The sequence below is a fragment of the Rossellomorea arthrocnemi genome (assembly GCF_904424705.1).
GTDB lineage: Bacteria > Bacillota > Bacilli > Bacillales > Bacillaceae_B > Rossellomorea > Rossellomorea arthrocnemi.
In genome coordinates this window covers 54,233-67,820 of the sequence record NZ_CAJGBF010000019.1, presented here as the reverse complement: position 1 = coordinate 67,820, position 13,588 = coordinate 54,233, and the positions used below count along the sequence as shown (strand labels likewise).

At 44.3% G+C, this 13,588-nt stretch carries 12 protein-coding genes; 1 reads left to right on the top strand and 11 read right to left on the bottom strand.

Translation table 11 applies throughout. The annotated features are described in order from the left end of the window. Window positions 1–214 precede the first annotated feature (214 nt). The 4 genes from mdh to BAA9072_RS19420 form a co-directional block, all read right to left on the bottom strand. A complete protein-coding gene (gene mdh, locus BAA9072_RS19435) occupies window positions 215–1,153 on the bottom strand; it encodes a malate dehydrogenase (protein WP_201716344.1) in 939 nt (312 codons plus the stop codon). Between the two features lie 81 nt (window positions 1,154–1,234). Then, window positions 1,235–2,506 carry an NADP-dependent isocitrate dehydrogenase gene (gene icd, locus BAA9072_RS19430; protein WP_201716337.1) on the bottom strand — a complete coding sequence of 424 codons (1,272 nt, stop codon included), beginning with the start codon at window positions 2,504–2,506 and terminating at the stop codon, window positions 1,235–1,237. A gap of 120 nt (window positions 2,507–2,626) precedes the next feature. After that, on the bottom strand, window positions 2,627–3,745 hold the full coding sequence (gene citZ / locus BAA9072_RS19425; protein WP_201716336.1) for a citrate synthase: 1,119 nt from the start codon (window positions 3,743–3,745) through the stop codon (window positions 2,627–2,629). Window positions 3,746–4,071: 326 nt separating this feature from the next. Further along, entirely contained in the window at window positions 4,072–4,530 is a 459-nt protein-coding gene (locus BAA9072_RS19420) for a DUF441 domain-containing protein (RefSeq protein WP_201716335.1), read from the bottom strand. Window positions 4,531–4,689: 159 nt separating this feature from the next. Here BAA9072_RS19420 and ytvI point away from each other — a divergent pair, with 159 nt between their 5' ends. After that, window positions 4,690–5,796, top strand: a complete 1,107-nt coding sequence (gene ytvI / locus BAA9072_RS19415; RefSeq protein ID WP_201716334.1) for a sporulation integral membrane protein YtvI — start codon at window positions 4,690–4,692, stop codon at window positions 5,794–5,796. 38 nt (window positions 5,797–5,834) lie between these two features. Here the strand turns inward: ytvI and BAA9072_RS19410 are convergent, their stop codons facing one another. The 7 genes from BAA9072_RS19410 to BAA9072_RS19380 all read right to left on the bottom strand — a co-directional run bounded on the left by BAA9072_RS19410 (window position 5,835) and on the right by BAA9072_RS19380 (window position 13,495). Further along, window positions 5,835–6,221, bottom strand: a complete 387-nt coding sequence (locus BAA9072_RS19410) for an FxsA family protein (protein WP_201716333.1) — start codon at window positions 6,219–6,221, stop codon at window positions 5,835–5,837. A gap of 321 nt (window positions 6,222–6,542) precedes the next feature. After that, window positions 6,543–8,303 (bottom strand): pyruvate kinase, encoded by a 1,761-nt coding sequence (gene pyk / locus BAA9072_RS19405; protein ID WP_201716332.1) that lies wholly within the window; start codon window positions 8,301–8,303, stop codon window positions 6,543–6,545. 30 nt (window positions 8,304–8,333) lie between these two features. Beyond that, window positions 8,334–9,293 carry a 6-phosphofructokinase gene (gene pfkA / locus BAA9072_RS19400; RefSeq protein ID WP_201716331.1) on the bottom strand — a complete coding sequence of 320 codons (960 nt, stop codon included), beginning with the start codon at window positions 9,291–9,293 and terminating at the stop codon, window positions 8,334–8,336. 329 nt (window positions 9,294–9,622) lie between these two features. Beyond that, window positions 9,623–10,603, bottom strand: a complete 981-nt coding sequence (gene accA, locus BAA9072_RS19395) for an acetyl-CoA carboxylase carboxyl transferase subunit alpha (RefSeq protein WP_201716330.1) — start codon at window positions 10,601–10,603, stop codon at window positions 9,623–9,625. After that, window positions 10,597–11,466, bottom strand: coding sequence for an acetyl-CoA carboxylase, carboxyltransferase subunit beta (accD, locus tag BAA9072_RS19390; protein WP_201716329.1), 870 nt, complete (start codon window positions 11,464–11,466; stop codon window positions 10,597–10,599). The genes accA and accD overlap by 7 nt, the downstream gene beginning before the upstream one ends. Window positions 11,467–11,600: 134 nt before the next feature. Further along, window positions 11,601–12,260 carry a FadR/GntR family transcriptional regulator gene (locus tag BAA9072_RS24565; protein ID WP_201716328.1) on the bottom strand — a complete coding sequence of 220 codons (660 nt, stop codon included), beginning with the start codon at window positions 12,258–12,260 and terminating at the stop codon, window positions 11,601–11,603. After that, window positions 12,257–13,495: an NAD(P)-dependent malic enzyme gene (locus tag BAA9072_RS19380; RefSeq protein ID WP_201716327.1), complete on the bottom strand. Its 1,239-nt coding sequence runs from the start codon at window positions 13,493–13,495 to the stop codon at window positions 12,257–12,259. Before BAA9072_RS19380 ends, BAA9072_RS24565 begins: the two co-directional genes overlap by 4 nt. Window positions 13,496–13,588: the final 93 nt, after the last annotated feature.

The window sequence follows — 13,588 nt, the reverse complement described above, 5'->3', positions numbered from 1 at the left end:
TATTTATATTTTTATTCAATATATTAATTTGTGCATTTAATATATTAATTAATTAATCAAAATCAAAGTAAAAAACAGACTCATTGGAGAGTCTGCCTGATTGTCGGGAAAAGGGTTAAGAGCTTGTTTAACACTTAAAGAAAGCCCTTCGATAAGCTCGTTTGTTGAAAAAAAAACTGACCCCCAGTTTGGAAGTCAGTTGCGATTCAATCTATTAAGCCAATGAAGACATGACGTTCTTTACGGCGTCTGCTGAGTTAGCGAGTGCAGCTTTCTCGTCTTCGGTTAGTTCGAGCTCAATGATTTTTTCCAGTCCATTACCACCAAGGATGGTCGGGACGCCGAGATAGATGCCTTCGAATCCGTATTCACCTTCTAAGTAAGCAATGGCGGGAATGACGCGGCGCTGGTCCTTCAGGATGGCTTCGACCATTTGAACGAGAGAAGCAGCCGGTGCGTAGTAGGCACTGCCGTTACCGAGTAGCCCAACAATCTCGCCGCCGCCTTTACGGGTACGTTCAACGATGGCGTCAAGGCGATCTTTAGGGATCAATGTCTCTAAAGGAATTCCTCCGGCGTATGAGTAACGAATAAGAGGAACCATGTCATCACCGTGGCCTCCGAGAACGAAACCTGTAATATCCTTCACGGAAAGATTTAATTCCTGAGCCACAAACGTACGGAATCGGGCTGTATCCAACACTCCGGATTGTCCGATCACGCGCTCTTTCGGGAACCCGGATTCTTTAAATACCGTATATGTCATGGCATCTACTGGATTCGTCAACACGATGATGTAACAGTCCGGTGAATGCTTCACGATTTGCTGCGTGACCGATTTCATGACCTTTTGGTTGGTCTGAACCAGATCATCACGGCTCATCCCCGGTTTACGGGCAATCCCTGCAGTAATGACAACGATATCCGAATCCTTTGTATCTTCATAATTGGACGTGCCGATGATGTTTGCATCAAACCCTTGAACCGGGCTCGCTTCAAGCATATCAAGTGCCTTCCCTTTCGTTGGATCCTCATTTTGCGGAATATCAACCAATACAACATCTCCAAGCTCTTTCTGAGCGAGCATCAGTGCCGTTGTCGCCCCAGTGAAACCTCCACCGATAACAGATACTTTTCTACGTTTAATTGCCATCATAATTCCTCCTATTCGTCTCATTATGTAAAGGAAGGAGTGCCTCATTACGAAGCACCCCATCCCCATATCAATTTACTATTAACCCATGTTTTCGATTAAAGCTGTTCCGAACTCTGAACATTTTACTTCTGTCGCTCCATCCATTAGACGGGCAAAGTCATACGTTACGACTTTAGATGCGATTGTTTTCTCCATTGATTTTGAAATCAGGTTAGCAGCTTCTGTCCAACCAAGGTGCTCAAGCATAAGCACACCTGATAGGATAACAGAAGATGGATTTACTTTATCCATACCTGCATATTTAGGAGCTGTTCCATGAGTTGCCTCAAAGATTGCATGTCCTGATTCGTAGTTGATATTGGCTCCAGGAGCAATACCGATTCCACCTACCTGAGCAGCTAATGCATCAGAGATGTAATCTCCGTTTAAGTTCATTGTAGCCACTACATCAAATTCAGCTGGACGAGTAAGGATTTGTTGTAAGAAGATATCAGCGATTGAATCTTTCACGATGATCTTACCAGCTGCTACAGCATCAGATTGAGCTTTGTTAGCTGCTTCCAATCCGTCTGCTTCTTTGATCTTGTCATATTGAGCCCAAGTGAATACTTTATCGCCGAATTCTTTCTCAGCAAGCTCGTAACCCCAATTTTTGAAAGCTCCTTCAGTGAACTTCATGATGTTCCCTTTGTGAACCAATGTTACTGATTTACGGCCTTCTGTGATCGCGTAATTGATGGCTGCACGAACAAGACGGTTTGTCCCTTCTTCAGAAACTGGCTTGATCCCGATACCGGACGTTTCAGGGAAACGGATTTTATTTGCTCCCATTTCATTTTGAAGGAAGCTGATTAATTTTTTGACTTCATCAGAACCTTTTGCGTATTCGATACCTGCATAGATGTCTTCAGTGTTTTCGCGGAAAATGACCATGTCAGTGTCTTCTGGACGCTTAACCGGTGATGGAACACCTTCAAAGTAGCGGACAGGACGCAGGCATGTGAACAGGTCCAATTCCTGGCGAAGCGCAACATTCAATGAACGGATACCGCCGCCAACCGGAGTTGTAAGAGGACCTTTGATCGCGATGAAATATTCACGGATTGCTTCAAGCGTATCATTTGGCAGCCATTCGCCCGTTTTGTTGAATGCCTTTTCCCCTGCATATACTTCTTTCCATGAAATCTTGCGCTCACCTTTGTATGCTTTTTCAACAGAAGCATCCAGGACGCGTTGAGCGGCTGCCCAAATATCAGGACCTGTTCCGTCACCTTCAATGAATGGAACGATTGGATTGTTTGGCACATTAAGCTGGCCGTTCTGGTTTGTAATTTTTTCACCTTGTGTCATTATGTAACCTCCATTTATTCATTATCAAAGGGGATGACCATAAGTGCCTTATGCATCTAGAGTCATTCCCCTTCTCTTATTTATTACACCAATATTTTCACTGTTTGTAAATATTGATGATTAACCTCTTTTTTCAACCGGCACATATTCCTGCTTGCCAGGACCCACATAATCGGCACGAGGACGGATTAAGCGGTTGTTTGAATATTGTTCTAAGATGTGAGCCAACCATCCGGATACACGGCTGACAGCAAAGATCGGAGTGAATAGATCATGATCGATGCCCAAGCTGTGGTAAACCGATGCCGAATAGAAATCAACATTTGGCGGTAAGCCTTTATTTGATGTAAATACATCTTCTACCTTAACGGACATTTCGTAGTATTTACTTTGTCCTGTTAATTCAGTTAATTTTTTTGACATTTCTTTAAGATGCTTGGCACGCGGATCTCCCTGACGGTAAACACGGTGACCGAAGCCCATGATTTTTTCTTTTTTCTCTAATTTGTCGAGGATATACTCTTCCGCTTTATCAACAGAACCGATTTCAGTAAGCATCTTCATAACCTGTTCGTTTGCCCCACCGTGAAGCGGTCCTTTTAAGGCCCCGATTGCAGCGGTAACACCTGAATAGACGTCAGAAAGAGTCGCCACACAGACACGTGCCGTGAACGTGGAAGCGTTTAACTCATGGTCCGCATGAAGGACAAGCGCTTTATTGAACGCTTCGACTTCAACAGGTTCCGGATCTTTTCCTGTCAGCATGTATAAGAAGTTAGCGGCAAAACCTAAATCCTTACGTGGTGCAATCGGTTCCTGACCGTTGCGGATACGTGCAAAGCTCGTTACGATCGTCGGGATCTTCGCTTGAAGGCGAACGGCTTTTAAATAGTTTTCCTTTTCTTCCATAACGTCTGCTTTGTCATCATATAATCCAAGTAAGGATACAGCGGAACGTAAAGCAGCCATCGGATGGACTTCCTTGATGTTGTACATCCTGAAATGTTCGATGACTTCCTTAGGCAGTTCAGCGTTAGCTGCTAACAGCTCTGTAAATTCCTGAAGTTCTGATGATGTAGGCAGCTTCAGATGCCACAATAAATAGATAACCTCTTCGAAGCTTGCATTGTTTGCTAAATCATCAATGTTGTAGCCAACATATGTAAGAGTATCGTCAATGATGGAACTGATGGACGATGTTGTAGCTACAACTCCTTCTAATCCGCGAGTTGCTGTCATAATAACCTCTCCTTTTGTTAATTATTTCTCTTTTACCCATTTTCATATGAGCATAAAACCCTACAAAACGATCTATTAAGTCTAGTAGGCTTGTTTAAAAAGAACGCAAATAAACACGTTGAGCGATTGCTCAATTCCTATACAAAAAATGATTCCCGGCTCTTCCTATGATATCACGAGAGCTTGGGATGCGCTTACATTTCCTATTATAAACAATTATCTGACTTTTGTGAATGAAAACGCACCAATTTCTATAAAAATTATTTTTCTAGAAAAATAAACCATCGGATAAACGAGGATTGAACTGTACAATTCCGAGGGTATTTTCACAGGAACCATTCATACAATTTCATTGCCAGGAAGGCAATCCCTGCGCCGATCAGCGGTCCAACAGCAACCCCTCTAAAGAAAGCCACGGCTAATACCGTTCCAAGTACCAGAGCTGTCGTGAGGTGTGGATCATCCTCCAGAAGGGTCAATCCATTCTTTGCAATCAACGCCACAGCCATACCAGAGGCAAGAGCAATCCATGCATAAGGGGATTTCAAAGAATCAAATAAATCCTTAAAGCCGATTTCACCCGTAGCAATCGGTGCCAATACCGCTATTGTAATGATCGTGACACCCCAATTGATACCTTTCGACTGAATGGTGGTGAATATTTTTTCATCAAGACCGATTAGCTTTAATACGATTAAAAATGCTACGGCTATAATAATGGATTGATTCTTTGCCATCAGACCGATTCCCAATAAAAGCAGTAAAAACATGAATGGCTGTGTCATTCCTCTTCCCTGCCTCCCTCTTATGTGCTCCAATTATTATCCTACCATATCAACTTTCCACATCCTACATAAAATCCTTCATCCACTCTCAAATATATCTTCCTTTCATTTCCTGTCTCCTATAAAATAGAATTACTAGACCCGGTAGGAGGGAAGCCCTTGAATTTAGATTATGTTTATCGAACGATCCGTTTTCTGATCGTAGTTGCGATCATCATTCTCTCATTGATTTCACTCTTTTACATATGGAAGCTTGCATATCCATTTATCATCGCCGTTGCCATTGCATTATTGATCAATCCTCTGGTGAACGGACTGGAAAAATGGCTCCCGAGAATATGGGCTGTCACCCTGTCTCTCATTTTGATCGCCGCCATCTTTGCCGGACTCATCACCCTATTGATTGCCGAAATTGTCTCTGGAGCCAATTATTTAGCAGAAGAACTGCCTAAGCATGTTCAAACCCTGGTAACATATGCAGAGGATATCATCGTCGGGCATGTCATCCCTCTCTACAATCAACTTGCCGGTTTGTTCAAGAATCTTGAAGCCGGACAACAGGACACGATACTCGAAAATGTCCAGACAGCCGGAACGAAAATTGCGACTTCCGCAGGTGATTTCCTGCAGAACTTCTTTACGAAACTGCCTCAGCTGATCTCGTGGATTCCAAATGCCGCATCTGTTCTGATATTTGCTGCATTAGCCACGTTTTTCATCAGTAAGGACTGGTATACATTATCTGCTAAAGCGGAGAAAATCATTCCAGGTAAGGCGATGAGCAGCGGGAGAAAGGTGTTCGTCGACTTAAAACGGGCACTATTCGGGTTTATCAGGGCCCAATTCACCCTCATCTCGATCACCGCCATCATTGTACTGATCGGGTTGATTATCCTCAGAGTAGATTACGCCATCACCATTGCGCTTGTGACTGGTCTTGTGGATATCCTGCCTTATCTTGGGACAGGCGCTGTATTCGTTCCATGGATTGCCTATGAATTCATTACAGGCAACGTCGGCTTGGGGATCGGGCTGTCGGTTCTTTACCTCGTCGTTGTCGTCCAACGGCAGATCATGGAACCGAAAGTATTGTCTTCAAGCATCGGGCTTGACCCCCTCGCTACCTTGATTGCACTTTTTGTCGGGTTTAAACTCATCGGTTTCCTCGGCCTCATCGTCGGTCCTGTAGTGCTGGTGATTTTATCAACTCTTAAACGAGCCGGGGTATTTGAAGATACGTGGAGATTCATTATGGGGGTAAAATAGGGAAAAGCACTGCTCAATGAGGAGCAGTGCTTTTTGCTTTATCTGTATATGATTACATTCCCATTATTGATCCAGCGTTTGAATAACCGATAGATGAATGGTTTGAACATTCTTCTGGTGACAGGAAGCAGTAATAAAAATCCAATGGCATCTGTAATGAATCCAGGTGTCAATAGGACGACGCCCCCCACAAGGATGCACAAACCATCCATGATGGCATCACCCGGAAGCTTTCCATACTGCATATCCCTCTGCACTTTTCTTATCGTCTCTATCCCCTGCTTCTTAGCTAAGTAAGCGCCCAATAGTCCAGTCGTTATGATCAACAGGACCGTCGGCACAAGACCAATAGCCTGTCCGGAAAGAACCAATAATCCAATTTCAAGGGCTGGTATGATAATTAATAATAACAACATATATCTCATGATGGATTCCTCCATTTGGTTTTAATACTTGCTTCCTTTTATTATAGCATATTAAAGATACTGTGCATTATGTAGGGGTTTTGTTGAATATAAAAGAGGTTTTATAGGGGTGTGATTTTTTCAAGAAGAATACGCCGATTTCGATTAGGTGCATTTGATGTTGTTTCGGCAATCTTGATAGTATTGCGGCACTTCCAATCAAACCTTGGAGCTAATCTCGTACAAATGGTGAGCATCACGCCACCTTTACATAGCACACCTTCTTTTCAAGCAAAAAAACCAGGGTCCACTAAAGACCCTGGTTTTTCATCAACCAACCAATTACAATACGCTTGCATACCCATTATAAATCACGCCATGTGTAGCATCCACCGTGATTTCCTGACCATTTGTGAATAGTGAAGTGGCGTGGTCCACTCCGACCACTACAGGAATTCCCAGGTTGATACCGACTACGGCTGCATGGCTAGTAAGTCCGCCTTCTTCTACGATCAGTGCAGAACACTTCTCAAGAGCAGGCATCATTTCTTTGTCTGTGCCGATAGTAACAAGGACGGAGCCTTCAGTCGTATTCTTCACAGCTTCTTCAGCAGATGTTGCTACAACTGCTTTACCATAAGCAGATTTACGGCCAATTCCTTGACCTTTTGCAACGATGTCTCCTACTACGTGAATTTTCATCAGGTTTGTCGTTCCTGATTCACCGATCGGCACACCCGCTGTGATGACGATGCGGTCTCCGTGCTTCGTCATACCTGAATTGACGCTCTCTTCTACTGCCATATCAAGCATTTCATCTGTTGTCGTCACTTTACGGCCGACTGTAGGGTATACGCCCCATACAAGCGCCAGACGGCGTGATACAGAGTCAGTACCTGTCACAGCTACGATTGGTGCTTTCGGACGGTATTTAGAGATCATACGGGCAGTGTGACCACTCTCAGTCGGAGCCACAATGGCATTCACATCCAGATTAAGGGCTGTGTAGGCAACTGATTGACCGATAGCATCAGTCATGTTGTGCTCGCTGTCTTTGCTGCGTGAAGATAGAATGGCGTTATAGTCCAACGCGGTTTCTGCTCTTGACGCAATATTATGCATGGTTTGAACGGCTTCTACAGGATACGTACCGGCTGCCGTTTCACCAGAAAGCATGATGGCATCTGTACCGTCAAAGATCGCATTGGCAACGTCGCTTGCTTCTGCTCTTGTCGGTCTAGGGTTGCGCTGCATGCTATCAAGCATTTGAGTGGCCGTGATGACAGGTTTACCCAGTGAGTTGCATTTTTTGATCAGCATCTTTTGAACCAATGGTACTTCTTCAGCAGGGATTTCCACACCAAGATCTCCACGGGCTACCATCAATCCGTCAGATACTTCAAGAATCTCATCGATGTTGTCAACACCCTCTTGGTTTTCGATCTTAGGAATGATTTGAATATGAGAAGCGTTATGTTCTTCCAATAATTGACGGATTTCCAATACATCGGATGCACGACGGACGAAAGATGCCGCAATAAAGTCAACACCTTGTTCGATGCCGAATACGATATCTTTTGCATCCTTATCGGTGATTCCTGGCAGGTTCACTGATACGCCTGGAACGTTTACACCTTTTTTATTCTTTAGTGTCCCGCTGTTGGCCACATTTGTATGAATTTCACCGTTGGCCTTGTCGATTTCCGTTACTTCCAAACCGATTAAACCGTCGTCAAGAAGAATTTTAGAACCCACATGAACATCATCAATCAATCCTTCGTATGTAACGGAGAATTTCTCTGTTGTTCCGAGTACTTCATTCATGGAAACAATAATAGTGGAACCTTGTGTTAGTTCGATTGCACCATCTTCCATATTATTTGTACGGATTTCCGGACCTTTTGTATCAAGAAGGATTCCGACGGTTTTACCGGCTTTTTCTGCTGCTTCACGGATATTGACGATTCGCTGTCCGTGCTCTTCATGGTCACCATGTGAAAAGTTTAAGCGGGAAACGTTCATTCCTGCTTCGATCAGTTGGGATAACTTGTCTACACTTTCACTGGCAGGGCCGATCGTACATACTATTTTCGTTTTTCTCATTTTCTTTACCTCCTGAAATCTTACAACAATTTAGATTGAAAGCTCTTTGGAAAGTCTGTACATGTTCAAGTCAATTTGATGTGGCTTGGCAAGTGCTTCAATAATATCGTAATCAACTAATTGATTTTTCTCAATCCCTACTGCTCTTCCGCCTTTTCCTTGAGCAAGCAGTTCAACTGCGTGGGCACCCAGTCGGCTTGCAAGGACACGGTCAGAAGCCGTCGGCGTTCCACCGCGCTGAATATGGCCAAGGACAGAGACACGTGTATCCATTCCCGTTGCTTCTGTGAAACGGTTTGCAAATTCATTCCCGGACATGACTCCTTCGGCAACAATGATCACACTATGCTTCTTACCGCGCTCCTGACCTTTTTTCAATCGATTTACTACATCATCAAGATCGAATTTTTCTTCAGGGATCAGAATGGTTTCAGCTCCACCTGCAAGTCCTGCCCAAAGAGCGATGTCCCCTGCATTTCGTCCCATTACTTCAATGATAAACGTTCTCTCATGTGAAGTAGCTGTGTCACGGATTTTATCAATTGCATCGATAACCGTGTTCAGGGCTGTATCGAAACCGATTGTATACTCAGTCCCTGGAATATCGTTATCAATTGTACCAGGTACACCGACACAAGGGTATCCCCATTCCGTTAAGGCTTTCGCCCCTTGGTAAGATCCGTCTCCCCCAATGACAACAAGGCCTTCAATGCCGTGTTTCTCCAATTGCTCGATTCCTTTTTTCTGGCCTTCTTTTGTTTTGAATTCTTCACAGCGGGCCGTATACAGCATCGTTCCGCCACGATGAATGATATCACCGACAGAACCAAGCTCAAGCTTCTTGATGTTCCCGTTGATTAATCCATTATACCCTTGATAAATACCGTATACTTCCAGATCCATGAAGATGGCTTTACGCACAACTGCACGGACGGCTGCATTCATACCGGGTGAATCTCCACCACTTGTTAATACACCAATCTTTTTCACTACGATCACCTCATTAAGAAATATGCCTTATATGTAAATGAATGGTACAGCTTGTTAATCGTTTCACATAAATCAAAGAAAAGGAAATTCCGGGTCTGCATTCATTACATTATTATGGACCAATAGACTTTGGATTATTTCTAAAATAACACGAAGGTTCAAGGTTCTCAACAAGTTACTGGATGGAAACGCAAAAGACGAAATAATCTATCAAATGGAAGCGTTTCAATTGTTAAAACCTTCAAAATATCGTCAAAAAGCCCTACTTTCCGATGAATGAATGAAAAAGACTGACAAAAGGTAATTCCTATTTGTCAGTCCTTAATTTGTTATGATTTTACCCCAATTAAATCATTTAAAACGGAATATTCACCCATCGCTTTGAATTTTTCGTACCGATGTTGAATCAATTCGTCCTTTTTCATCGGGATCAACTCTTTCAGTGAGTTCTTAAGGACGTCATTGATATACTTCGCCTGCTCTTCGACACCTTTATGAGCACCGCCTTTGACTTCAGTGATGATCTCATCAATGATTCCAAGCTCCTTCAAATCCGGCGCCGTGATCTTCATGGATTCAGCCGCCCGTTTCGCCTGGGTCGAATCCTTCCAGAGGATGGCAGCGGCCCCTTCAGGTGAGATGACGGAGTAAGTGGAGTTTTCAAGCATGTGAATATGATTTCCCACGCCAAGTGCCAGGGCACCGCCACTACCGCCTTCACCGATAACGATACAGATGACAGGAACGGTCAGACCTGCCATTTCAACAAGATTTCGGGCTATGGCTTCACTTTGTCCCCGCTCTTCTGCCGCTTTACCAGGGTATGCACCCTTCGTGTCAATAAAGCAGATGATCGGACGGTTGAACTTGTCCGCCTGCTTCATTAAGCGTAAAGCTTTCCGGTATCCTTCAGGGTGAGGCATACCAAAGTTCCGGCGGATGTTTTCTTTCGTATCTTTCCCTCTCTGGTGCCCGATGATCGTCACAGGTACACCTTGAAACTTCCCTACTCCTGAGACAATCGCTTCATCATCCCCATACAGACGGTCTCCGTGCATTTCGAGGAAGTCCGTAAAGAGGTAGCCGATATAATCAAGAGTAGTCGGGCGGTTCGGATGACGTGCCACCTGAACCCTTTCCCACGGCTTCATGTTTTCATAGATATCATTTTCAAGTTTCGTGAGCCTGTTTTCCAGTTTCTCGATTTCCTTGGATAAATCGACGTCTGAATTCTGAGTGAATTCCTTCAGCTCGGCTATTTTCTTTTTCAGCTCAAATACAGGCTTTTCAAATTCCATCTCATTTACCATGGCAGATCACCGTCCCACTGATGTATATCAAGTATTGTCCCGATCTTCTCTTTTAACTCGAGTCTCGAAATGACTCCGTCAAGTTGTCCATGTTTCAATAAAAATTCGGATGTCTGGAAATCTTCCGGCAAGTCTTCCCGGATTGTCTGTTCAATGATTCGTCTGCCGGCGAAGCCGATTAGTGCTCCCGGTTCGGCAAAGTTGTAATCACCGACGGACGCGAAGCTTGCCGATACACCGCCTGTCGTTGGATGAGTCATGATCGAGATGAAGAGACCCCCATTTTCACTCAATCGGTTCAGGGCCACGCTGGTCTTGGCCATCTGCATCAAGGAGAGGACCCCTTCCTGCATTCTCGCTCCGCCTGAAGCGGTAAAGATAATGAACGGAACCTTCCGTTTATCGGCTTCTTCAATGGCTCTCGTGATTTTCTCTCCGACAACCGATCCCATGCTTCCCATTCTGAAACGGGAATCCATGATGGCAGTGACGACTTCAACCCCGTTCACCTTCCCAGATCCGGTCAGCACGGCTTCATTCATCCCCGTCTTTTTCCGGTCTTTCTCCACTTTCCCTTCATAGTCAGGAAAGTTCAAAGGATTACCGGAAGTAAGGTCATGGTCAAGCTCTTTGAATGTACCTTCATCTATAAAGCTATCGACTCTTTCTGGTGAGCCCATTCCGTGATGATACCCGCAATGAATGCACACCTTTAAGTTTTTTTGAAGTTCTTTTGTGTACATGATTTTTTTGCAATCAGGACATTTCGTCATGATGCCTTCCGGAACGTCATGTTTGGCCGCTTCAGAAGGAATCGTTGCATATTTTTTCTTTTTCGATTTGTTAAACAGTTCCTTTAGCAAGGTGAAACCTCCTTACCGAATGACAGTAGCTTACTTCAGCGGGTATTAATTCCCTTTCACGACAGCTGTCCATTCGCTTCTATATAGTAAATGCATGATCTAAAACTGCTTGACTATCAGTTTAATGGAAAGGTTTAAAAAAAGATGTTGGAAATTGTCGCGTCTTCATCGACAATTTTCCTGACCCTTTTATATGTCTCTTGCACAGTTTCCTTCTCTTGATGGTCGATGCCGTGAAGCATCCTGATCATCTCTTCCCTCATAGCTGCAGTGAGCGTTTTCTCACCACAGATCAACGTTTCAAAATCATTCAGGATATTCCAGATACGTTGAGACAAGTAATTCGAACTCAACATCACGATCTCCCTGAAGACGTCGTCCAGGTTTACACTTTCAGAAATCTTCTCTAAGAGACCCTCTGTCTTTTCCCCTTCTAGAAACAGGGCTTTTAACGCTTCTTTCTCGATCATCATCTTCGTTTGAAGAATGTCTTCCTGTGCCATGTCGTCCTGTAGGATGAACATACCAAGAAGGTCAATCAGATGATGGTCCCTGAAATCCCGCAGAAAGGTACCTTCCCCCCTGCGTGTTTCAATCAGCCCCAACAGTTCAAGTGCCCGGAGTGCTTCCCTGACAGAAGAGCGTCCGACGTTCAAACGTTCGGACAGCTCCCTTTCGGAAGGAATCTTATCTCCGGGCTTAAGGCAGTCCTTCGATATCATTTCTCTCAACTGGTGAACAATTCCAATATATACCTTAGCGTGAGTATGGAGAGAGTTCACTTCTGTCATCATTCACTCTTCCCGATAACCGCTAAATCTTCTGTCTTCTTACGGATTTCTTCCGGGTCCACCTTTAAGCGTGCCACCCCTGTTTCCATAGCTGTCTTGGCTACGGCAGCTGCAACGGCTGGTGCCACACGCTTATCAAACGGCGCCGGAATCACATAGTCCGCATTCAACTCGTCTTCAGTAATCAGGGAGGCAATCGCTTCAACGGCAGCCTGCTTCATTTTTTCGTTAATGTGAGTCGCACGAACATCCAATGCTCCCCTGAAAATACCCGGGAATGCCAGGACATTATTCACTTGGTTAGGGAAATCAGATCGACCTGTCCCGACGACCTTCGCTCCTGCTGCTTTCGCAAGTTCCGGCATGATTTCAGGAACCGGGTTCGCCATGGCAAAGATGATCGGATCCTGTTTCATGGAGGAAACCATTTCTTCCGTTAAAGCTCCTGCAACGGATACACCGATGAATACATCGGCATCCTTCAATACTTCTGAAAGGCCGCCTTTAATGTGATCACGATTCGTAAACTTCGCCACTTCGTCTTTCGTACCATTCATCCCCTCAGGACGCCCTTCGTAGATCGCCCCCTTGGAATCACACATGATGATATCTCTCACACCATAACGATAGAGAAGCTTAATGATGGCCATACCGGCTGCCCCAGCACCATTCGCCACTACTTTGATTTCAGACATCTTCTTTCCGACAATCTTGAGAGCGTTCACAAGTCCAGCCACGGTTACAATCGCTGTACCATGTTGATCATCATGAAAGACAGGGATATTGGTTTCTTTCTTTAAGCGCTCTTCGATTTCGAAGCAATTCGGTGCGGCGATATCTTCAAGGTTCACACCTCCGAATGTTGGCTCAAGAAGCTTGACTGTTTCAACAATCTTGTCCACATCAGTTGTATTCAGGCAGATTGGGAATGCATCTACTCCTGCAAAACTCTTGAATAGGACCGCTTTTCCTTCCATGACGGGAAGAGCCGCTTCCGGACCGATATTCCCCAGACCCAGAACAGCCGTACCATCTGACACAACTGCGACCATATTCCCTTTCATTGTATAATCATAGACGGTTTCAGGCTTGTCATAAATCACCTTACATGGTTCTGCCACCCCTGGTGAGTAAGCTAAACTCAAGTCATCAGCGTTCCGGACTTCCACCTTGGATTTAGATTCTAATTTCCCTTTATTCACTCGATGCATATGCAGAGCTTCTTCACGTAATGACAAATTGACTCACTCCTTCTGATTCTTTTACATGCTATAGATCGATACGTGCACAGACGAATCTTTTAAATGTAAAAATAATAAGTAAATATAATA